Source organism: Pseudomonas fluorescens group sp., from assembly GCF_020093335.1.
In the GTDB taxonomy this organism is placed as follows: Bacteria; Pseudomonadota; Gammaproteobacteria; order Pseudomonadales; family Pseudomonadaceae; genus Aquipseudomonas; species Aquipseudomonas petroselini.
This window is the reverse complement of sequence record NZ_JAIOKW010000057.1, coordinates 1-23,826: the sequence shown is the minus strand read 5'-3', so window position 1 is coordinate 23,826 and position 23,826 is coordinate 1. Positions and strand designations below refer to the sequence as shown.

The following is a 23,826-nucleotide window of genomic DNA, read 5'->3' as shown; positions in this document are numbered from 1 at the left end:
TCAGCTGTGTATAAGAGACAGCCACCCAGCCCGGCCCAACGCTGGATCTCGAACAGCGGCGTATGCTCCTGCTCACGCAAGCGCACGTTCTGCGCCTGGATCTGCTGCAGCCACTGGCTGACCGTCATCTGTGCATCCGGCGTGGCCACGACGGGCAAGGTGTTGATGAACAGACCGACCTGTTGTTCGATACCGCGCAATTGCGCCGGACGGCCTGCCACGGTGGCGCCGAACGCCACGGTGGACTGCCCGGTGTGATGCTGCAACAGCAGCAGCCAGGCGCTTTGCACCAGCGTATTGAGGGTGACTTTATTGCGCTGGGCGAAGGCCTTGAGCTGAGCGGTCTGGCTGGCGTCGAGGTTCAGACGATGCTCGCCGTTGACGGCCAGCGCCTCGCTGTGCGCAGCCTGTAGGCCACGGGCCAGGCGGGTTGGTTCTTGCAGGTTGAGCAGTTGCTCTTTCCAGAATGCCTCGCTGACCGACTTGTCCTGTGCCTGCAGCCAGGCAATGTAATCGCGGTAACGCCCGATGGGCGCACGCAGCGGTTCACCGGCGTAATGTTGCAACACCTCGCCAAACAACTGCGAACCACTCCAGCCGTCCATCAAGATGTGGTGGTTGGTGTAGATCAAGTGATAACGGGACGCCCCCGTACGGACCACCGTCAGGCTCAGCAACGGCGCCTGTTCCAGCACGAACCCCTGGGCCCGCGCGGACTCGGCCAGGCTATCGAGTGCCGCACTGCTGCCGGGCCGATCTTGCCAGTCCAGCTCGGTGAACGGCATGCGCATCTGCTTGTAGACCACCTGTAACGGCTGCTCAAGCTCGGTCTGCCAGAGAAAACCGCTGCGCAGGATCTCATGGCTGTCGACCGCCGCCTGCCAAGCCTGGCGGAAGCGCGGTACATCCAGACCCTCGACATCGATGCGCATCTGGTTGATGTAGTCACCCGAGCCTTCGCCGTACAGCGATTGGAACAGCATGCCTTGCTGCATCGGCGACAGCGGGTAAACGTCTTCGATGTCAGCCACCGTCACCGGCAAGCTGTCCAGTTGCGCCTGGGACAAGCGCGCCAGCGGGAAGTCCGAAGGCGTGACACCCTGGTTGACACCACAGTGCTCGATCAACGCCTTGAGTTCCGCGGCGTAGTCATCCGCCAGGCGTTGTACGGTCGCCTCATCGAACATCTGCTGGCTGAAGCTCCAGTTCAACTTCAATTCGCCGGCGTAGACCTGGCCGTTGATTTCCAACCAGTTGCCCAGCGGTGCCTCGGCACTCTGTTCGGCACCACTGCCATCACCGGAGGGGACGAACAAGCCTTCTTGTTCGCCGCCGTCAAAACTGCCGTCGAATTGCCCCAGGTAGTTGAAGGTGATGCGTGGGCGCGGCAGTTCACTCAGGGCCTGTTGAGCCTCGGCATTCCCCAGGTAACGCAGGGCACCAAAGCCCAGGCCCTTGTCGGGAATCGCACGCAACTGCTCCTTGATCTGCTTGAGGGAGCCGGCCAGCGAATCGGTCGGCACCAGCTTCACCGGGTAGAGGCTGGTGAACCAGCCGACGGTACGGGTCAGGTCGATCTCGTCAAACAGGTCTTCACGACCGTGGCCTTCCAGGCGGATCAACATCGACGCGTCACCGGTCCAGCGCACAACGACGCGCGCCAGTGCGGTCAGCAACAGGTCATTGATCTGGGTGCGGTAAGCACTGGGGGCGTCCTGCAACAGACGCCGTGTGAAGGCCTGATCCAGATGGGTGGTCACGCTCAGCGCATGCCGGTTGCTCACGCTGGCCTGTGGATCGGCCCCCGGCAGGCCGGTGGGGCTGCCTTGCAACTGCGTCTGCCACCAGGCCAGTTCCTGCGCCAGTGCGGCGCTGCGTGCATAGGTTTGCAGACGCTCGGCCCAGGCCCGGGTCGCGCTGGTCTTGGCGGGCAACACGACCGTGGCACCTTGGGCAAGCTGGCGGTAAGCCGTTTGCAGGTCTTCCAGCAGGATGCGCCAGGACACACCGTCCACCACCAAGTGATGAATCACCAGCAGCAAGCGCTGGGAGCCGTCGGCCAGGTCGACGAGCACTGCACGCAGCAGCGGCCCTTCGCTCAGGTCGAGGCTGCGCTGGGCTTCCTCACCCAGAGCCTCCAACTCTTCGACCGCATTCAAGGTGGTCTGCCACAGGACCTGCTGGGCCTGATGCTGCTGCGGCCCGCGATACGCCGCGCTCCAGCCTGCCGCGCCCTGGACGAAACCGATGCGCAGGGCGTCGTGATGCACGATCAAGGCCTGCAGCGCAGCCACCAGCAGCGGCGCCTGTAACGCCTGGTGTGGCTGTAGCACCACCGACTGGTTCCAGTGGTGACGCTGGGGAATGTCATCGGCAAAAAACGCCTGCTGGACAGGCAGCAACAACAACTCGCCGGTCAATGCCGACTGATCCAGCACCACCGCGCCCTCGCCTTCCCGGGCCACGGCCGCCAGGCTCTGGACCGTCTGGTGCTGGAACAGATCCTTGGGCGTGAAGCGCACACCGGCCTGGCGGGCACGGCTGACCACCTGGATCGAGATGATCGAGTCACCGCCCAATTCGAAAAAGTTATCGTGCAAACCGACACGTGGCAGACGCAGCACGTCGGACCAGATCGCCGCGATCTTCTGCTCCAGCTCACTCTGTGGCGCCACGTACACCTGCTGCATCTGTCTGACATCCGGGCGCGGCAGGCCCTTGCGGTCGAGCTTGCCGTTCGGCGTCAGCGGCATGCGCTCAAGGAACATCAGGTGCGTGGGCACCATATAGTCCGGCAAGCGGGTTTTCAGGGCGCGGCGCAAGGCTTCGCGGCAGGTCGACTGCGCCACGGCGTCGTCGACGAGCAACGGATCCAGCGGCACCACATAGGCGACCAGTTGCTTGCCGCTCGGCCCTTCCTGGGCCACCACCACGGTTTCGCCGACACTGTCCTGCTCGCGCAGGCGCGCTTCGATCTCGCCCAGCTCAATACGGAAGCCACGGATTTTCACCTGATGGTCGACACGGCCGAGGTAATCCACCACGCCATCCGGACGGCCACGGGTCAAGTCGCCGCTGCGATACACGCGGCTGCCGGGCTTGCCGAACGGGTCCGGTACGAAGCGCTCGGCGGTCAGGGCCGGACGCTCCAGGTAACCCCGGGCCACGCCCTCGCCGCCCAGGTACAACTCACCGGCTACGCCGATGGGTTGCAGGTTGAGTTGCGCGTCCAATACGTAGCCGCTGCGATTGCCCAGCAGTGTGCCGATCGGCGCGTAGACGGCACCGCACGGGTCACCACGGCGGGCTTTCCACAGCAACGGCGTGACCACGGTTTCGGTCGGGCCGTAGCCGTTGAACAGGTAGGTCGGCTTGAGTGCACGCCACGCCAGGTCATAGCTGGCCTGGGCCACGGCATCACCGCCGAAGCAGTACACACGAACCTTCGGCGGGTTACCGTCGCGTTCGGCATGTTCGGCCAGCTGCTGCAGGTACACCGGCGGAAACACGGCCATGGTCACGTGATGGCGATGCATCTGCTGGTAGGTGTACTCCGGCAGCCACAGGCTGTCATCGCGAATCAGCACGCTCGCGCCGTTGATCAGTGGGTGCATCCAGCCTTCGTGGGAGCCGTCGAAGGCGAACGACATGAAGTGCAGTTCGCAATCGGCCGGCGACGTTTCATAACGCTCGCCGGTGGCAATGATGTGCGCCACCAACGGGCCGTGGGACACCGCCACGCCTTTGGGCATGCCGGTGGAGCCGGAGGTGTAGATCACGTAGGCCAGGTTGTCGCCGTCCAGCGCCACCTCGGGTGCGGTGTCGTCGTCAGCGGACCAGGCTTGCGCCTGGTCCACGGCAAGGGCTTCCAGGCCGTCTGGAATCGGCAAGCGCTGTTGCACCGCCGAATGGGTCAACAGCAATCGGGCGCGGCTGTCCTGCATCATGTACAGCAGGCGGTCACGCGGGTATTCGATGTCCAGCGGCACGTAGACGCCACCGGCTTTCATCACTGCCAGGAACGCCACCATGATCTCGGCGCTGCGTGGCATGGCAATCGCCACGCGCACTTCGGGGCCGACGCCACGGGCGATCAATGCATGGGCCAGGCGGTTGGCCTGGCGGTCCAGCTCGCCGTAAGTCAGCTGTTGCTCGCCAAATTTCACCGCCACCGCCTCGGGGGTTTCCCCGGCGCGGTCGGCCACCAACTCGTGCACCAGGCGCTTGGCCGAGAAGCCGGCGTCGCTCTGGTTCCACAGTTGAAGAATCTGTTGCCGTTCGGCGTTGTCCAGCAGGTTTAATTGGCTGAGATTCTGCCGTGGGTCGGCAACCATGCCTTGCAACAGGTTCTGCCAGTGTCGCGCCATGCGTTGCACGGTACTGGCCTCAAACAGGTCCTGGGCATAGCCGAGCGTGGCCCAGATACCTTCGGTGGATTCCTGGATATCCAGGTCCAGGTCGAAATGCGCCGTCTTGCTTTCCCATTCCAGCCCTTCTACCGAAAGATTCGGCAGTTGCTGCTGAACCTGAGCCTGGCCCACGTCGGTCTGGTGGTTGAACATCACTTGGAACAACGGGTTGTGGCTCAGGCTGCGCTCGGGTTGCAGCGCTTCCACCAGTTGTTCGAAGGGCAGGTCCTGGTGGGCCTGGGCGTCCAGCGCCCGTTGCCGGGCCTGTTGCAACAGTTGCTCGACGCTCATCTGGCCGTGGAGATCGGCCTTGAGCACCTGGGTGTTGACGAAGAAGCCGATCAGACGCTCGGTCTCGCTGCGATTGCGGTTGGCGATCGGCACCCCGACACGGATCTCTTCCTGGCCACTGTAGCGATGCAGCAAGGTCTGGAACGAGGCCAATAGCAGCATGAACAAGGTCACGTCCTGCTGCTTGGCCAGGGCCTTGAGGCCTTGGGTCAACGCGCCGGGCAGTTCGAATGCCAGGCGCGCGCCACGATGGCTTTGCACAGCCGGACGTGGGTGATCGAACGGCAACGCCAACACGCTCTGCTCACCGCCGAGCATGTCGCGCCAATACGCCAGTTGACGGGCCTTCTCGCCCGCCTCCATCCAGTTGCGCTGCCATACGGCGTAGTCGGCGTACTGAATCGGCAGCGCCGGCCATTGCAACACCTGTCCCTGGCTGTAGGCCGCATACAGTTGCACCAGCTCTTCAACCATCAGTTGCATCGACCAGCCATCGGACACGATGTGATGCTGCACCAATACCAATACATGTTCATCTGCGGCGATGCGTAGCAACGAAACCCGCAGCAAAGGCCCTTGTTCCAGATTGAAGGGTTGGGCTATTTCGGCCTCGACCCGCGCCTTGAGCTGCGCTTCCTGCACCTCGGCGTGCGCTATCTGCAACGACAGCTGCGGTGAAATGATTTGAACCGTGCGGTCGCGCTCCTGGCGCAAATGGGTGCGCAGGCTTTCATGCCGGGCCAGCAAGGTATCGAAACTGCGTTGCAGTGCACCCAGATCAAGCTGCCCTTTCAAACGCAAGGCGCTTGGGATGTGGTACGCGGCGCTTTGCGGCTCCAGCTGCCATAAAAACCACTGGCGCTCCTGGGCGTAGGACAGCGGCAACGGCTGGTCCCGCCCTACCGGCAACAGCGCGGGCGCGGTCGGCGCGCCTGGGGCCTGGGCGGTCAGTGCGGCGACAAACCCCTCCAGGCGCGGCTGCTCGAACAGCAATTTGAGCGGCACTTCGCGCTGCAATGCCTGGCGAATGCGCGAGACCACCTGCATGGCCAGCAGCGAATGCCCGCCCAGTTCGAAGAAGTGGTGGGTCAGGCCCACACGCTCGACGCCAAGAATATCGGCCCAGATCGCCGCAACCTGCTGTTGCAGTGGCGTAACCGGTGCCTGCCAGGCCTGTTGCACCGCGCTGCCATCGGGTTTGGGCAGCGCCTGGCGGTCAAGCTTGCCGTTGGGGTTCAACGGCATGCGGTCGAGGAAGATCAGGTGCGCAGGCACCATGTAATCGGGCAGTTGCTCACGCAAGGTGGCCTTGAGCGTTTCGCCCGCCGCCGCATGCTCGGCGGCGGACAACGGCTGGGCCGGCACAAGGTAGGCCACCAACTGGTTGTCGGCCGCCAGCAGGAAGGCTTCGCGCACGGCCTCCTGGGCCAACAGCAGCGCTTCGATCTCACCCAACTCGATTCGGAAACCGCGGATTTTGACCTGATGGTCGACGCGACCGACGTATTCGATCACCCCGTCGGCGCGATAACGCGCCAGGTCACCGGTGCGGTAAAGACGCTCGCCCTGGGGGCTGAACGGGTCGGCGACAAAACGTTCGGCGGTCAGGCTCGGGCGTTGCAGGTAATCACGGGCCAAGCCACTGGCACTGGCAATGTACAGCTCCCCCACGGCGCCAACCGGCAACAGGTTAAGGTCACGGTCCAACACATACAGGCCACGCCCCGGCAACGCGCGGCCAATCGGGCTGGCAGTGGCGCCAATCACGGCGTTGTCATCGCTGCAATCGAGCACGCTGGACACCACCGTGGCCTCGGTCGGCCCGTAGGTGTTGAGCAGGCGTACATGCCCCAGCCCCGCGCGCCGCCACAGCACCGGGCCATCCAGCGGCATCGCTTCGCCGCCGATATGCACCTGGCGCAATGCGCCATAGGGCCGTGGCCCCGCGGCCAGGCAATCCTGCAGGAACAGTTTCCAATAGGCGGTGGGCAAGTCGGCCAGGGTGATACCTTGATCGATAATCTGCCGGTACAGCTCAGCGCCGTCCCACAACTGCGGCCCGCGCAACACGACCGTCGCGCCCAGGGTCAGAGCCGGGTACAGCTGCTCGACAAAACCATCGAAGTTCAGGGTCGCGAACTGCAGTACACGGTCGTCCGCGACCAGGCGCGAATACTCGGCCGCGATACCGGCGAATTCGCTCAATGCCGCATGGCTGATGGCAACGCCTTTTGGCTTGCCGGTGGAGCCGGAGGTGTAGATGACATATGCCAGGCTGCGGGGCTCGAACGCGGTAGGCGGGTTGTGCTCGGCACACTGCGCCAACTGCGCGTCGGCCAGGTTGATGTCCAGCGCCGTCAGATCGGCCGGCAATGGCAAGCGGTCGCGCAGGTGGGATTGGGTCAACACCAGTCGCACACCACTGTCATCGAGCATATGCACCAGGCGCTCACGCGGGTATTCAGGGTCAAGCGGCACGTAGGCGCCACCCGCCTTGAGCACGGCCAACAGGCTGACCACCATGGCAAAGGAGCGCTCGACCGCGATCCCCACCAGCACTTCCGGGCCTACGCCCTGGGCGATCAAGTAGTGCGCCAGGCGATTGGCCTGGCGGTTCAGTTCACCGTAGCTGAGCGTTTGCTCATCCAAGGCCAGTGCCTGGCGCGCCGGATGTTCGCGGGCCTGCGCCTCGAACAACTGGTGCACGGCATGCGGTGCGGCGACGGTGGCGGGGGCATTCCAGTCCTTGAGCATCCGCTGTTGTTCGGGTGCATCGAGCATCGACAGCGCGCAAAGACGGCTGCGTGGTGCACTCACTGCCGCCTGGAGCAGGTTCTGCCAATGCTGCGCCAAGCGTTCGATGGTTGCGCTTTCGAACAGGTCGGTGGCGTAGGTCAGCGCCGCCCAGAGGCCTTCGGCGGACTCATGGGTGTCCAGGCTCAGGTCGAAATGCGTGGTCTGGCTCTCCCAATCCAGCTCCGCCACCCGCAAGCCAGGCAATTGCTGGCCATCGCGCCCGCCCTGGGCGTCGGTCTGGTGGTTGAACATCACTTGGAACAGCGGGTTATGGCTCAGGCTGCGTTCAGGTTGCAGCGCCACCACCAATTGTTCAAACGGCAAGTCTTGGTGCGCCTGGGCTTCCAGGGCGCGGCGCTTGGCCTGTTGCAGCAGTTCGGCGAAGCTCATCTGCCCGTCAAGGTCGGCCTTGAGCACTTGGGTGTTGACGAAAAAGCCGATCAGCCGCTCGGTTTCCACGCGGTTGCGGTTGGCGTTCGGCACGCCGATGCGGATGTCCGACTGGCCGCTGTAGCGAAACAGCAGGGTCTGGAACGAGGCCAGCAACAGCATGAACGGGGTCACGCCCTCTTGCTGGGCCAGGCGCTTGATACCGGCCACCAGGGCCGCCGGCAGATGCACCTGCAAGCTGGCGCCGCGATGGCTTTGCTGCGCCGGGCGCGGATGGTCGAGGGGTAATTCCAGCACCGGTTGCTCACCGCCCAGCAGCTCCTGCCAGTAGGCCAGTTGACGGGCCTTCTCCCCGGCGTCCATCCAGCTGCGCTGCCACAGCGCGTAGTCGGCGTAGTGGATCGGCAAGCCCGGCAATTGCACCTCCTGGCCTTGGCTGTGCGCGGCGTAGAACTGCACCAGTTCCTCGACCATGACCTGCATCGACCAGCCATCGGAAATGATGTGGTGCTGCACCATCACCAGCACGTGCTCGTCTTCGGCCAGTTGCAGCAAGGTCACGCGCAACAACGGCCCCGCCTGCAAATCGAAAGGCCGGGCTATCTCGGCTTCGATGCGCGCCATCAATTGGTGTTCGTCGGCAACGTCCTGGTGTATCTCGATGCGCGCCTCGGGCGCTACGTTTTGCAGCAGGCGCTCGCCGTCCTGTACCAGGCGTGTGCGCAGGCTTTCATGGCGGGCCAGCAGGCTGTCGAACGCGCGTTGCAGGGCCGCCAGGTCCAGTCGGCCCTGCAGACGCAGTGCGCCGGGAATATGATAAGTGGCGCTGTCCGGGTCCAGTTGCCAGAGAAACCACTGGCGCTCCTGGGCGTAGGACAACGGCAGACTCTGGCCGTCCTCACGGATCGAGGCAATCGGCAGTTGGGCGAAGCTCATGCCCCGGCTTTGCAGGCGCTGGTAAAACTGCTGGCGCTGTTCCAGAGGCAGGCGGAGAAAGCGCGAAACCAGATCGATATTAGGGTTGGAAAGCATGGGTCAAATCGCCTCTAGTTCGCTCAAAAAGTCACGAAGATCATCAAAATCTTCCGCGCTGCCGGCGCGGAAGGTGGCGGCGGCCTGGACATAGGCGCGCAGCGTTTCGGTCTGGAACACTTCCAGCAAGGGCACTTCCAGGCCCAGTTCGGCCTGGACCCGCGAGGTGATCTGGATCGCCAGCAGGGAATGGCCGCCCACTTCGAAGAAGTTGTCGTTCAGGCCCACCTGCGGCAGGCGCAGCACGTCGGCCCAGATCGCGGCGACCTGCTGCTCCAGCTCGGTTTCGGGGGCCACATAGGCCTGTTGCAACAGGCTCGCATCCGGTTCGGGCAAGCCCTTGCGGTCGAGTTTGCCGTTGGGGGTCAGCGGCATGTGCGCCAGGAACATGAAGTGCGTCGGCACCATGTAGTCCGGCAGGTGGGTTTTCAGCGCGCGGCGCAGGCTGTCGCGGAACTCGGCTTCATCGGCCAGGTGGGTGTCTGCCGGTACCACGTAGGCGACCAGTTGTTTGCCGGTCGGGCCTTCCTGGGCCACCACCACGGTTTCACCGACATTGTCCTGTTCGCGCAGACGCGCTTCGATCTCGCCCAGCTCAATACGGAAGCCACGGATTTTCACCTGATGGTCGACACGGCCGAGGTAATCCACCACGCCATCCGGACGGCCACGGGTCAGGTCGCCGCTGCGATACACCCGGCTGCCGGGCTTGCCGAACGGGTCCGGCACGAAGCGCTCGGCGGTCAGGGCCGGACGCTCCAGGTAACCCCGGGCCACGCCCTCGCCGCCCAGGTACAACTCACCGGCTACGCCGATGGGTTGCAGGTTGAGTTGCACGTCCAATACGTAGCCGCTGCGGTTGCCCAGCAGTGTGCCGATCGGTGCGTAGACGGCACCGCACGGATCGCCCTTGCGCGCTTTCCACAGCAACGGCGTGACCACGGTTTCGGTCGGGCCATAGCCGTTGAACAGGTAAGTCGGCTTGAGTGCGCGCCACGCCAGGTCATAGCTGGCCTGGGCCACGGCATCACCGCCGAAGCAGTACACACGAACCTTCGGCGGGTTACCGTCGCGTTCGGCATGTTCGGCCAGCTGCTGCAGGTACACCGGCGGAAACACGGCCATGGTCACGTGATGGCGATGCATTTGCTGGTAGGTGTATTCCGGCAGCCACAGGCTGTCATCGCGAATCAGCACGCTGGCACCGTTGATCAGCGGGTGCATCCAGCCTTCATGGGAGCCGTCGAACGCGAACGACATGAAGTGCAGTTCGCAATCGGCCGGCGACGTTTCATAACGTTCGCCGGTGGCAATGATGTGCGCCACCAACGGGCCGTGGGACACCGCCACGCCTTTGGGCATGCCGGTGGAGCCGGAGGTATAGATCACGTAGGCGAGGTTGTCGCCGTCCAGTTTCACCTGCGGCGCCGTGTCGCTGAAGCCTGTCCATTCCTCGGTACGATCAATCGCCAGGCTATCAAGGCCGTCGGGGATCGGCAGTTGCTGCAAGGCACGGGTGTGGGTCAGTAGCAGCTGCGCGCGGCTGTCCTCCATCATGTACAGCAGGCGGTCACGCGGGTATTCGATGTCCAGCGGCACGTAGACACCACCGGCTTTCATCACCGCGAGGAACGCCACCATGATCTCGGCGCTGCGTGGCATGGCAATCGCCACGCGCACTTCGGGGCCGACGCCACGGGCGATCAATGCATGGGCCAGGCGGTTGGCCTGGCGGTCCAGCTCGCCATAGCTCAGGGTTTGTGCGTCGAATTTCACCGCAACTGCCTCCGGGTTTTCCCGGGCGCGGTCGGCGACTAATTCGTGGACCATGCGCTTGGCCGAGAAGCCGGCGTCGGTCTGGTCCCACAGCTGAAGAATGTGTTGTTGCTCGTCCTGGCCCAGCAGGTTGAGTTGGCTGATGGGTTGCTGTTGGTCGGCTACCATCGCCTGCAACAGGTTCTGCCAGTGGCCGGCCATGCGTTCAATCGTGGCGGGCGCAAACAGGTCGGTGGCGTAGTTCAGGGAGGCACGCAGGGTCGCCTGGCTTTCCTCCACATCCAGTGCCAGGTCGAACTGGGCAACGCCTTCATCCCAGCTCAGCACCTCGACATCAAGTTCGGTGAGGCGCTGCAGGTGATTGGCTGCCGAGGTCACGCGATGGTTGAACAGCACCTGGAACAGCGGGCTCAGGCTCATGCTGCGCTCGGGTTGCAGGGCTTCTACCAGTTGCTCGAACGGCAGGTCCTGGTGGGCCTGGGCCTCCAGGGAACGCTGGCGTACCTGTTGCAGCAGTTGCACGACGCTCATCTGCCCGTGGATATCGGCCTTGAGTACCTGGGTGTTGACGAAGAAGCCGATCAGCCCCTCGGTTTCCAGGCGATTGCGGTTGGCAATCGGCACGCCGACGCGCACGTCTTCCTGGCCGCTGTAGCGGTGCAGCAACGCCTGGTAGGACGCCAGCAGCACCATCGGCAACGTCACACCGGCGCCTTGCGCCAAGCGGCGCAAACCGGCCAGGAGCTGCGGTTGCAACTCAATGCCCAGGCGTGCGCCACGGTGACTTTGTACCGCGGGGCGCAGGTAGTCGAAAGGCAACTCCAGCACCGGCTGCACGCCACCCAACTGGGCCTGCCAGTACGCCAGTTGGCGGGCCTTCTCGCCGGCCTCCATCCAGTTGCGCTGCCACAGGGCGTAGTCGGCGTACTGGATCGGCAAGGCTGGCAAGTCTGGCATGTGGCCTTGGCTGAAGGCGGCGTACAGCTGCACCAGTTCCTCAACCATCAGTTGCATCGACCAGCCATCGGAGACGATGTGGTGCTGCACCAGCACCAGCACATGATCATCAGCCGCCAGGCGCAGCAGGTTGACCCGCAGCAGCGGCCCGCGCAGCAGCTCGAATGGCTGCGCGACCACCTCAGCGATCCGGGTCTTGAGGCTGGCTTCATCGGTGTCGGCCAGGTCGATTTCGATCAGGCCCGAGTCCTCAATCACCTGCACGGTAGCGGCGGCGTCCTGGCGCACATGGGTGCGCAGGCTTTCATGGCGCGCCAGCAAGGTATCGAAACTGCGTTGCAGCGCACCGAGGTCAAGCGGCCCTCGCAAACGCAAGGCGCTGGGGATGTGGTACGCGGTGCTGTGTGGGTCCAGTTGCCAGAGGAACCATTGGCGCTCCTGGGCGTAGGACAGCGGCAGCGGTTGGCGGCGGTCAGCCTTGAGCAAGGCCGGCGCAACCACGCCCTCCTCGCCCAGGGCCTGCACGAAGTCACCCAGCAGCGGGTGTTCGAACAGGGTCTTGAGCGCCACTTCCAGCGCCAGTGCCTGGCGAACCCGCGAGACCACCCGCGTGGCCAGCAGCGAATGCCCGCCCAGTTCGAAGAAGTGGTCATCGAGACCGACCTGCGGCAGGTCCAGCACGTCGGCCCAGATGGCCGCGACCTGCTGTTCACGCGGCGTCACGGGCGCCACATGACCTGTGCGCAACAGCGCCGCGTCCACCGCCGGCAATGCCTTGCGATCGAGCTTGCCATTGGGGGTCAGGGGCAGGCTGTCGAGGAACATCAGGTGCGCCGGCACCATGTAGTCCGGCAGGCGCTCGCGCAGGACCGCCTTGTAGACCTCCGGCGCGTCGGGCGCGGAACTCACCAGGTAGGCGATCAAGCGGTCGTTGTCGGCCAGGACCACGGCTTCGCGTATACCGGCCTGCTCGCGCAGGCAGGCTTCGATTTCACCCAGCTCGATGCGGAACCCACGTACCTTGACCTGATGGTCGACCCGGCCGATGTACTCCACCACACCGTCGTCGCGGTAGCGGGCCAGGTCGCCGGTGCGGTACAGGCGCTCGCCCGGCGCACCGTACGGGTTGGGCACAAAACGCTCGGCGGTCAGCGCCGGGCGCTCGTGGTAACCGCGCGCCAGGCCGACGCCGCCGATCAGCAACTCACCGGCCGCGCCCACCGGACTTGGGGTCAAGCCGGCATTGAGGATGAACAACGCGGTATTGGCGATAGGCCGCCCGACAAAAGGCTGGGCCTCGTGCAGACGATGGGCCGCCGACCAGATAGTGGTTTCCGTCGGGCCATAGAGGTTCCACAGCGGGCCCTGCAGGTCGAGCAGGCGCTGGGCCAGGTCCGACGGCAGTGCTTCGCCGCCGCACAGGCTTTTGATACCACGCAGCCGTTGGGCGCGCGGGCTTTCCAGCAGCATGCGCCAGGTCGACGGCGTGGCTTGCAGGACGTTGGCGGATTGGCTGTGCACCAGGTCGATGATGGCTTCGGGGTCGAGGGCCAGTTCCTGACCACTCAGCAGCACGGTGGCGCCGACCGTCAGCGGCACGTACAACTCCAGGGCAAAGATGTCGAACGAGAAGGTGGTCAGCGACAACACGCGGGCGTCAGCACCGATGTCCAGGGTGCCAGCCATGCCGCAGGTGAAGCTACACAGCGCCTGGTGGCGCACCATCACACCCTTGGGCTTGCCGGTGGAGCCGGAGGTGTAGATCACGTAGGCCAGGTGTTCCGGCGTGACGTTGACCTGCGGGTTGTGCTCGGCGGCGTTGTCATCCGCTTCGACCATCAGCACCTGCACACCCTGCGAGTGCGCCAGGCTGCCATCCAGGTGCGGCTGGGTCAGCAACACTCGCGCACGGCTGTCTTCAAGCATGAAGGCCAGGCGGTCCGCCGGGAATTGCGGGTCGAGCGGCACGTAGGCACCACCCGCCTTGAGGGTCGCCAACAGGCCGATCACCATGTCCAGCGAACGCTCGACATGCACCGCCACCAGTACGTCCGGCCCTACGCCCGCCGCGATCAGGCGATGGGCCAGGCGGTTGGCGCGACGGTTGAGTTCGCCGTAGCTGAGGGCCTGGCCATTGAACTGCAGCGCCAGCGCGTCCGGTTGTGCCAGGGCCTGGGCCTCGAACAGCCGGTGCACGCAACGCTCGCGGGGGTAATCAACCGACGTGTCATTCCAAGCCTCGACCATCTGTTGCCATTGCGGCGCGCTGAGCATCGCCAGCTCATCCACAGCCTGGGATGCATCGTGCACCACGGCGCGCAACAGGTTTTGCCAGTGCTCGGCCAAGCGCTCGACGGTCGTGGCATCGAACAGGTCGGTGGCGTAGGTCAGGGACGCCCACAGGCCTTCGGCGGACTCTTCGGTTTCCAGGTTCAGGTCGAACTGGGTGCTGTGCCCGGCCCAATCCACCGCTTGCAGGTCCAGGCCCGGCAACTGCAGCGGGGCTGCACGCAGGCTGTCCTGGTGGTTGAACATCACCTGGAACAGCGGGTTATGGCTGAGGCTGCGCTCCGGTTGCAGGGCTTCGACCAGTTGTTCGAACGGCAGGTCCTGATGCGCCTGGGCGTCCAGGGCCTGCTGCTTGACCTGGGCGAGCAGTTGGTCGAAGGCCATCTGCCCGTGCACGTCGGCTTGCAGCACCTGGGTATTGACGAAGAAGCCCAGCAGACGCTCGGTTTCCAGGCGATTACGGTTGGCGATCGGTACGCCGACGCGGATCCGGGACTGGCCGCTGTAGCGATGCAGCAAGGTCTGGAACGACGCCAGCAGCACGACGAACAGGGTCACCTCCTGACGCTGGGCCAGGGCCTTGAGCTCAGTGACCAGCGCGTTGTCGAGCTGGACTTGGCGGCGTGCGCCACGATGGCTTTGCAGCGCCGGCCGCGGGTGATCCAGCGGCAGCTCAAACACCGGATGCTCAGTGCCCAGACGGGTGCGCCAGTAGTCGAGCTGCCGCTGCTTTTCGCCGGCCGCCATCCAATCACGTTGCCACTGGGCATAGTCGACGTACTGGATCGGCAGCGTAGGCAACGGAGACTGGCCCTGATAGAGCGCCACCAGCTCGTCGACCATGACTTGCATCGACCAGCCGTCGGAGATGATGTGGTGCTGGGTGATCACCAGCACATGGTGCTCGGCCTCGACCTCCAGCAAATTGACGCGCATCAGCGGGCCATTGACCAGGTCGAACGGGCGCTGGATTTCCTGCGCCACCGCGTGTTCGATCGCCGAGGCCGCGACCCGCTGGTGTTCGATCGGCATCGCCAGGCGCGGATGAATCACTTGCCAGGTGTGCTCGCCCTCTTCCACAAAGGTGGTGCGCAGTGGCTCATGGCGCTGCACCAGGGCCTGGAACGCCTGCTCCAGCGCCGCGACGTCCAAGCGGCCGCGCAGATGCAGCGCACTCGGCACGTGGTAAGCCGCGCTGGTCGGGTCCAGTTGCCAGAGGAACCATTGACGCTCCTGGGCGAACGACAGCGCCAGCGGCTGGTCCCGCGTCACCGCCACCAACGGCAGCGCCCTGGCGGTCTGCAACCCGGCGCAAGCGGCTGCGAACGCTTCCAGCGTCGGTTGTTCGAACAGTGTGCGCAACGGCACTTCCAGCTTCAGGTCATGACGCACCCGCGAGACCACTTGGGTCGCCAGCAACGAATGGCCGCCACGTTCGAAGAAGTGGTCGTTGAGCCCCACCTGTTCCACTTGCAACACCGCTTGCCAGATGGAGGCCAATCGCGCCTGCAGGGGATTTTGCGGCGCCAGGTAGGCCTGGCGCGCTTGATTCAGGTCCGGCGCCGGCAGTGCGCGACGGTCAAGCTTGCCGTTGTTGTTCAACGGCAAGGCCTCGAGGATGACCCAGTGCCCCGGCACCATGTAGTCCGGCAGGGACTGGCGCAAGGTGGCCGCCAATGCTTGCGGGTCCAGCGTCTGCCCCGTGACGGGCACCACGTACGCCACCAATTGCGTACCCGTCGCGCTCGATTGCGCGATGACCGCCGCTTCACGCAACGACGGCAAGGCTTGCAGGCTGGCTTCGATCTCGCCCATTTCCACGCGGAAACCGCGAATTTTCACTTGATGGTCGATACGCCCGACATACTCCAGCGCACCCGCCTCGTTGTAACGGGCCAGGTCGCCACTGCGGTAGAGCCGTGCACCCGGCACGGCGGAGAACGGGTCCGGCAGGAAGCGCTCGGCGGTCAACGCCGGGCGGTCAAAATAGCGTTGCGCCAGGCCGTGCTCGGCGCCGATGCACAGCTCGCCGACGCCCTCGGTGGCCAACAGCTCGAAACCACTGTCCAGCACGTACAAGGCACGGCCTGCGATGGCCCGGCCAATCGGCACGCCAAACGCATCGCTGGCGTCCGCCCACTGGCAGTCGTGCACGCTGGACACGACGGTGGCCTCGGTGGGCCCGTAGGTGTTGACCAGGCGCACGCCACCCAGGCCGGCGGCGTGCCAGGCGCGCAGCCCTTCCACCGACATCGCCTCGCCCCCCACGTGGACCTGGCGCAGGTTGCCCAGGGTGCGTCGGTCGACGGCGCATTCCTTGGCGAGCAGATACCAGTACGCAGCCGGCAAGTCCGCCAGGGTCACGCCCTGCTCGACAATTTCGCGGGCCAGTTGCCCGGCATCCCACAGCTCATCACCGCGCATGATCAACGCCGCGCCCACACACAGCGGCGGGTAGCATTGCTCGACGAAGCCGTCAAAGCTGAAGGTCGCGAATTGCAGCACGCGATCAGCAGCACTCAAGCGGCTGTAAGCCTCGGCGCTGTCGCAGAACTGGCTGAGGGCGGCATGGTCGATGGCCACCCCCTTGGGCAACCCGGTGGAGCCGGAGGTGTAGATCACATAGGCCAGGTCGGCAGCGGCGGCCTGGTTGGCTGGATGGGTCGACGGGTAATCAGCCAACTCTGCACCGGCCGCGGTGAAGTCCAAACGCACCAGCCCTTGGGGCAGTAGCAGGTCGGCCAGCAGCCCGGTTTCGCTGAGCAGCAGGTCCAGGCGGCTGTCCGCCAGCATGTAGGCCAGGCGTTCGGTCGGATAGTTCGGGTCCAGCGGCACATAGGCGGCGCCACTTTTGAGCACCGCCAGCAGGCTGACGATCAACTGCGGGCCACGTCGCGCTGCCAGGCCGACGCGCTGGCCTGGGCCAACACCCAGCGCCAGCAGGCGATGGGCAAGACGGTTGGCGCGGTCGTTCAGCTGTGCGTAGCTCAGGCACGCGTCGCCCGCTTGTACCGCCAGCGCGTCAGGCGTGGCGGCCGCTTGGGCGGCGATACGTTCGTGCACGCGCAGCTGGCGCGGGGCGGCACCGGGCGCCCGGCTATGGGCGAGCACGTCGCGGCGAGTGGCGGCGTCGAGCAGGCGCAGGTTGCCAAGCGGTGCCTGCGCGTCTGCGAGCATCTGCACCAGCAGGTGACGCAGGTTGCCGCTCAGTCGAGCGACCTGTTGCGCGCTGAATCGGGCCTGGTCGTAGCCGAACTCCAGGCGCAGGCTGGCGCCCAACTCGATCCCCAGCGTCAGCGGATAGTGGGTCTGCTCATGGTTGTGCAGGCGGCCGAAGGTCAGGCCGGCGGGCGCACCTTGTTTCAAGGCTTCGGCCACCGGGAAGTTTTCGAACACCAGCAAGGTGTCGAACAGCGCAGTGCCCTGCTGCCCCGCCCAGCCCTGGATGTCGTAGAGCGGCACATGTTCGTGGTCGCGCAGGCTCAGGTTGAGGGCTTGCAGTTCGCTCAGCCAGCCGGCCACCGACAGCGCAGGCGAGGCCGCGCTGACAATGGGCAGCGTGTTGATGAACAGGCCCAGTTGCTGTTCGATCCCCGGCAACGGTGCCGAGCGCCCCGCCACCGTGGCACCAAAGGCCACGCAGTCCTGCCCGGTATAGCGCTGCAGCAACAGGCTCCAGGCGCCTTGAAGCACAGTGTTGAGGGTGACTTTGTGGCGGCGGGCAAACTCGCCGAGGGCACGCGTGAAGTCGTCGCCCAGCAGCACCTGATGCTCAGCCATGCCTTTGCCTTCGGCCGGTACACGCAGCGCCTGCGCCAGCAAGGTTGGCGTTTGCAACGGTGCCAGGGTGGCTTTCCAGAACGCCTCGCCCGAGGCTTGCTGTTGCAGCCAGCCCAGGTAATCGCGGAACTGCCCCAGCGGCGCCGGCACGGCGTGCCCGGCGTAATGAGCGATGACTTCACCGAGCAACTGGGCATTACTCCAGCCGTCCATGAGGATGTGGTGGCTGGTGAAGATCAGGTGCCAGGCCGTACCGGCACCGCGTACCAGCATCAAGCGAAACAGCGGCGCTGCATTCAGTGCGAAACCTTTCTCGCGCTCGGCCACGGCAAGCGCATCGCAATCGGCGTCGATGTCTTCGATCACGTGCAACTGCACATCGACCTGGCGCTGGATCACCTGGTGCGCGCTGTCCAGGCCGAGCCAGTGGAAGCTGCTGCGCAGGATGTCATGGCGGTCCAGCGCGGCTTGCCAGGCACGGCCGAACGCCAGCAGGTCCAAGCCTTCGATGTCCAGGCGCAACTGGTTGATGTAAGCCTCGGCCTCAGGTTCATAGAGGGTGTGGAACAACATGCCCTGCTGCATGGGCGACAACGGGTAGAGATCGGCAATCGCCGGCCCGGCGATGGGCAAGCCATCCAGTTGCTGCTGGGTCAGGCGTGCCAGCGGGAAGTCCGAAGGCGTGACCTGCCCCGCCGGCGTGGCGCAACAGTGTTCGATCAGGGCCTGGAGTTCCGCCGTGTAGTCATCGGCCAGGCGCTGGACCGTCGACACCTCGAACATCTCGCGGCTGAACCCCCACTGCAAGGCCAGTTCACCGCCATACACCTGCCCTTCCACGGTCAGCCAGTTGGCCAGCGGCGCCTGCGGGTCCTGGGCCTGGCCACTGCCCTGGGTGGACGGGACGAACAGCGCCGACTCGTTGAACTGGCGGTCGAACTGGCCCAGGTAGTTGAAGGTGATGCGTGGCGCGGCCAAAGCCGACAACGCTTCGCGGGCGTCAGGGGTGCCGAGGTAGCGCAGCAGGCCGTAACCAATGCCTTTGTGCGGCACGGCGCGCAGTTGCTCCTTCACCGATTTGATCGCCGCCGACAGCTCGCCATCGGCGTGCAGGCGCACGGGGAACAGGCTGGTGAACCAACCGACGGTGCGGCTCAGGTCAACCGTGTCGAACAGGTCTTCGCGGCCATGGCCTTCCAGTTGGATCAGCGCGGCGGGCTGCTCGCTCCAGCGGCTGATGACCCGCACCAACGCAGTCAGCAGCAGGTCGTTGACCTGGGTGCGGTAGGCCGCCGGGGCGTCTTGCAGCAGTTGCCGGGTGTGTTCGGCACTGAGGCGGACTTCGAGCGTGTTGCCCAGGTGATTTTGCAGGCCGCCCTGGGGGTTGTCGCACGGCAGATCGGCACTCGCGGTCTGGGCCTGCCAGTACGGCAGTTGCTCGCCCAGCGTCTGCGCATGGCGCTGCAACTGCTGCGCCCACAGTTGGTAGGCGCTGGTCTTGGCCGGCAACGCAGCGTTACGGTAAGCCTGTTGCAGGTCTTCGAGCAGGATGCGCCACGACACGCCGTCCACCGCCAGGTGATGCACCACCAGCAGCAGGCGCTGGGTGCCGTCGGCCATCATGGCCAGGACCGCGCGCAGCAGCGGGCCCTGTTCGAGGTCGAGACTGCGTTGCGCCTCGTCGCACAGTGCGGCCAACTCGGCCTCGTCAGCGACGTGAGACTGCCACAACGAAGCAGTGGCAACCGGCTCGGCGTGAGCTTGCCGCCAACCGCCTGCCTGCTGCACAAAACGCAGGCGCAGGGCGTCGTGGTGGTTGACCAACCGGGTCAAGGCGGCCTCAAGGCGCGCGGGCTCAAGGGGTTCACGCGGGGTCAGCAGCAACGACTGGTTCCAGTGCTGACGCGCCGGGATCGCCTGCTCGAAAAAGCTGTGTTGCACGGGCGTGAGGATCACTTCGCCGGTCACCGGCCCCTGATCGATAGCCGTCGCCTGCTCGAAGGTCGCCACCCGCGCCAGACTGCGCACGCTCTGGTACTGGAACAGGTCCCGTGGGCTGAGGAGAATACCCGCCTGGCGGGCACGGCTGACCACCTGGATGGAGATGATCGAATCGCCGCCCAGTTCGAAGAAGTTGTCGTCCAGGCCGACCGGTTCCACACCCAGCACATCGCTCCAGATCGCCGCGACGGCTTTCTGCAGGTCGTTTTCCGGAGCGACAAAGGCCTGCTGTGGCGTGGCATCCGGCAATGGCAAGGCCTTGCGGTCGAGCTTGCCGTTGGCGGTCACGGGCAGCTTGGCCAGGGGCACCATATGGCTGGGTACCATGTACTCGGGCAGGCTGCTGAGCAGCCAGGCTTTGAGGTCGACCGGCGCGGGGTTCTCCAGCACCAGGTACGCCACCAGTTGCTTGCCGCCCTGCACCAGCACCACGGCTTCGCGCACCGAGGGGTGTTGCATCAGACGTGTCTCGATCTCGCCCAGTTCGATACGCAGGCCACGCAGCTTGACCTGATGATCGAGGCGCCCCAGGTATTCGATCACCCCGTCGGCGCGCTGGCGTACGCGGTCGCCGGTGCGATACAGACGCGCGCCATCACCGAAGGGGCTCGGCACAAAACGCTCGGCAGTCAGGGCCGGGCGTCGATGGTAACTGCGTGCCAGGCCAGTGCCGCCCAGGTACAGCTCGCCGCTGACGCCGGCAGGCACCGGGTTGAGCTGGGCGTCGAGCACGTAGGTGCCGAGGTTGGCGATGGGCCGGCCGATGGGCACGCTGTCGGCGCCTTCGTCGACGCAGGTCCAGTGGGTCACGTCGATGGCGGCCTCGGTTGGCCCATAGAGGTTGAACAGACCGGTCTGTGGCAACTTGGCGAACACCTGCAGCTGCGCATCCAGTGGCAAGGCTTCGCCGCTGCACACGATGCGCCTGAGGCTGGCGCAGGCCTGCACACCGGGCTCATGGATAAACGCCTGGAGCATCGACGGCACGAAGTGCAAGGTGGTGATGCCATGCTGCCCGATGGTCTCGATCAGCCGCGCCGGCTCACGGTGTTCACCGGGGGCCGCCACCACCAGGCGCGCGCCGGTCATCAGCGGCCAGAAGAACTCCCACACCGAGACGTCGAAGCTGAACGGGGTTTTCTGCAACACCGCATCACTGGCGTCCAGGCCATAGGCCTGCTGCATCCAGCACAGGCGGTTGACCAGTGCGCGATGGCTGTTGCCGGCGCCCTTGGGCTTGCCGGTGGATCCGGAGGTGTAGATCACGTAAGCGAGGTTCAGCGCGTGCAGGCTGACCTTCGGCGCCTCAGTGCTGTGGCCATCGAGCCAGCTGGCGGGGCGGTCCAAAGCCATCACCTGGATGCCATCGACAGGCAGCAACGGCAACAAGCGTTGCTGGCTGAGCAGCAACTGAATGTCGCTGTCCTCGATCATGTAGGCCAGGCGTTCCTGCGGGTATTCGGGGTCGAGCGGGACATAGGCACCGCCCGCCTTGAGAATCGCCAGCAGGCCGACCACCATTTCGACGGAGCGCTCGACGCAGATCCCCACCAGCACGTCCGGACCCACACCCTGCTCGCGCAAGGCGTGGGCCAGTTGGTTGGCGCGCGCGTCCAGTTGGGCGTAGGTCAGCGTGGTTGCACCGAATACCAGTGCCGGCGCACCAGGGGTGGCTTGCACCTGGTCTTCGATCAGGTGGTGAATGCCGCGCTCGGTCGGGTACACCTCGGCGGTCTGGTTCCACGCGTGGACCAGCAATTGCTGTTCATCTGCGGCCACCATCGGCAACTCGCCGATGCGCTGCTCACCCTCGGCAACCATGGCCTGCAACAGGCTGATCCAGTGCCCGGCCATGCGTGCGATGGTCGGCGCGTCGAACAGGTCATTGGCGTAGGTCAGCGCGGCGTGCAGGGTGCCGGATTTTTCATAGGTGTCGAGGGTCAGGTCGAACTGGGTGGTACGGCCTTGCCACTCCACCAGCGCCAGCTCCAGGCCGGAGGCGGTGCTGACGCCAGCAATGTCGGCCACCACCGGCTGGTGGTTGTACATGACTTGGAACAACGGCGTATGGCTCAGGCTGCGCTCGACCTTGAGCGCTTCCACCAGCCGCTCGAACGGCAACTCCTGATGGGCCTGGGCGCCCAGTGCGTGTTCCTTGATGCTTTGCAGCAGCTCAGTGATACGGGTTTGCCCGGTGAGCTCGGTGCGCAGAACTTGGGTGTTGACGAAAAAGCCGATCAGGCCTTCGACTTCCGTGCGGTTGCGGTTGGCGATCGGCACGCCGACGCGGATATCGCCCTGCCCGGTGTAACGATGCAGCAGCACGTTGAAGGCACCGAGCAACAGCATAAACAGGGTGACGTTGTGCTTTTGCGCACAGGTGCGCAATTGCGCGGCCAGCTGCGGGTCGATCGCAAAATCATGGCGCGAGCCCTGATAGCTCGGCATGGCCGGGCGTGGGCGGTCGGTGGGCAGCTCCAGCACCGGGTGCTCATCACCCAGGCGCGCCTGCCAGTACTCCAACTGACGCGCCTGCTCGCCAGCTTCGAGCCAGCGGCGCTGCCACAGGGCGTAGTCGCTGTACTGGATCGGCAAGGCCGGCAATTGTGGGGCTTGGCTGCGCTCATGGGCGTCGTAGCAGCGGATGAACTCGTCGATCAGCACGTTCATCGACCAGCCGTCGGAGACGATGTGGTGCAGGGTCAGCAGCAACACGTGCTCCAGGGCGTCGAGCTTGAGCAGTTGCACGCGCAGCAGCGGGCCGTTTTCCAGGTCGAACGGCAGCAGCGATTGACGGGTCGCAGCGGCGTTGACGGCCTCTTCACGCTCGGCGAGGGCCAGATGGCTCAGATCGAGTTGCTCGACAGTCAACGACGTGTCGGCCGCCACCTGCAACAGGCGTTCATCCGCCTGGCGCTGGAACACGGTGCGCAGGGTTTCGTGGCGCGCGACCAGGCTGGCAAACGCCTGCTCCAGCGCATCCAGGCTCAACGCCCCCTTGAGCCGCACGGCACCCGGCAGGTTGTAGGCCCCGCTGGCCGGGTCCAATTGCCAGAGAAACCACATGCGCTGCTGCGCGTAGGACAGCGCTTGGCGATCCTCCACTTGCACCCCTGCCGGAATCGGAAACCGGGAAAAGTCCACGCCTTCTTTCTGCAAGGCCTGCAGGAACAGTTGGCGCTTTTCCAGGGGCAACCCGATAAACCGGCGAGCAAGTTTCAAGGAGTCTTCAGCATTCATTTCTTGGAGTCCGGAGCAATAGGCAGGAAGCACAAAGGCACGTCGTCCCTATAAAACGAACCGGAGAGGGAAAAATTAGCGGGGGATGGGAGGCGCAGGGCGAGGTGTCATCAAGGGTTACATCAAACTCAGGAAGACCGCACAAAGTCGGGCTAGCATTGACGAACACCACTTTTTGCAACTACGTTTAGTTACACGCAGAGAGCGCCGTGTCCAAAAATGAAAAGCGGCTCGCCAAACTGCTCAATGAGCACATGGCATTTACCTGGCCCGAACTCGTCACGCTGCTGCGTCGACTGGGCTACACACAGATTGAAGGGGCTGGAAGCCGCGTCAAGTTCGACATCGGTGACCCCAGTGCAATGATCACCTTGCACAAGCCTCACCCTGGCAACGAACTGAAACACTACATTCGGCGCCAGATCATCGAGCAATTGAAGTCAGGAGAACTGATTCAGTGAACAATCAACTGAAACACAAAGGCTACATCGGCTCTATCGAAGCCAGCCTCGAAGACAACTGCCTGTTCGGCAAGATTCTGTTCATCAAGGCGCTGGTGAGCTACGAAGCAAAAACCGTCGCAGAACTGGACGCCGCATTCCGGGAGGCGGTGGACGACTACCTCACTACGTGCCAGTCCCTGGGCCACACACCGGAGAAGCCTTGCAAGGGTTCGTTCAATGTCCGGGTCGGCCATGACCTGCACTTGGCGGCGGCCCTGGCGGCGACCCGCAAGAAAGTGACCCTTAATGACCTGACTCGCCAAGCCTTGAGCGATTTTCTGCAACACCACAGTGCAGACGCTTGCCCAGCGATAGGCTGATTATCCCAACCGCCGATACCCCAGCACCGCGGCCCCCAGCAC

Annotated in this window: 4 protein-coding genes; 2 read left to right on the top strand and 2 right to left on the bottom strand. The window is 64.7% G+C overall.

What is annotated here, in order from left to right; genetic code table 11:
- Both K7431_RS29335 and K7431_RS29330 read right to left on the bottom strand, forming a co-directional pair.
- On the bottom strand, positions 1-8,918 hold an 8,918-nt coding region (locus tag K7431_RS29335), incomplete at its 3' end, for a non-ribosomal peptide synthetase (RefSeq protein ID WP_224316761.1).
- A 3-nt stretch (positions 8,919-8,921) separates the two neighbouring features.
- Positions 8,922-22,961, bottom strand: a complete 14,040-nt coding sequence (locus K7431_RS29330) for a non-ribosomal peptide synthase/polyketide synthase (protein WP_043205221.1) — start codon at positions 22,959-22,961, stop codon at positions 8,922-8,924.
- 209 nt (positions 22,962-23,170) lie between these two features.
- On the opposite strand from K7431_RS29330, the gene K7431_RS29325 reads away from it, so the two are divergent.
- Positions 23,171-23,422, top strand: a complete 252-nt coding sequence (locus K7431_RS29325) for a type II toxin-antitoxin system HicA family toxin (protein WP_012723746.1) — start codon at positions 23,171-23,173, stop codon at positions 23,420-23,422.
- Entirely contained in the window at positions 23,419-23,784 is a 366-nt protein-coding gene (locus K7431_RS29320) for a type II toxin-antitoxin system HicB family antitoxin (RefSeq protein WP_012723745.1), read from the top strand. Before K7431_RS29325 ends, K7431_RS29320 begins: the two co-directional genes overlap by 4 nt.
- Positions 23,785-23,826 lie beyond the last annotated feature (42 nt).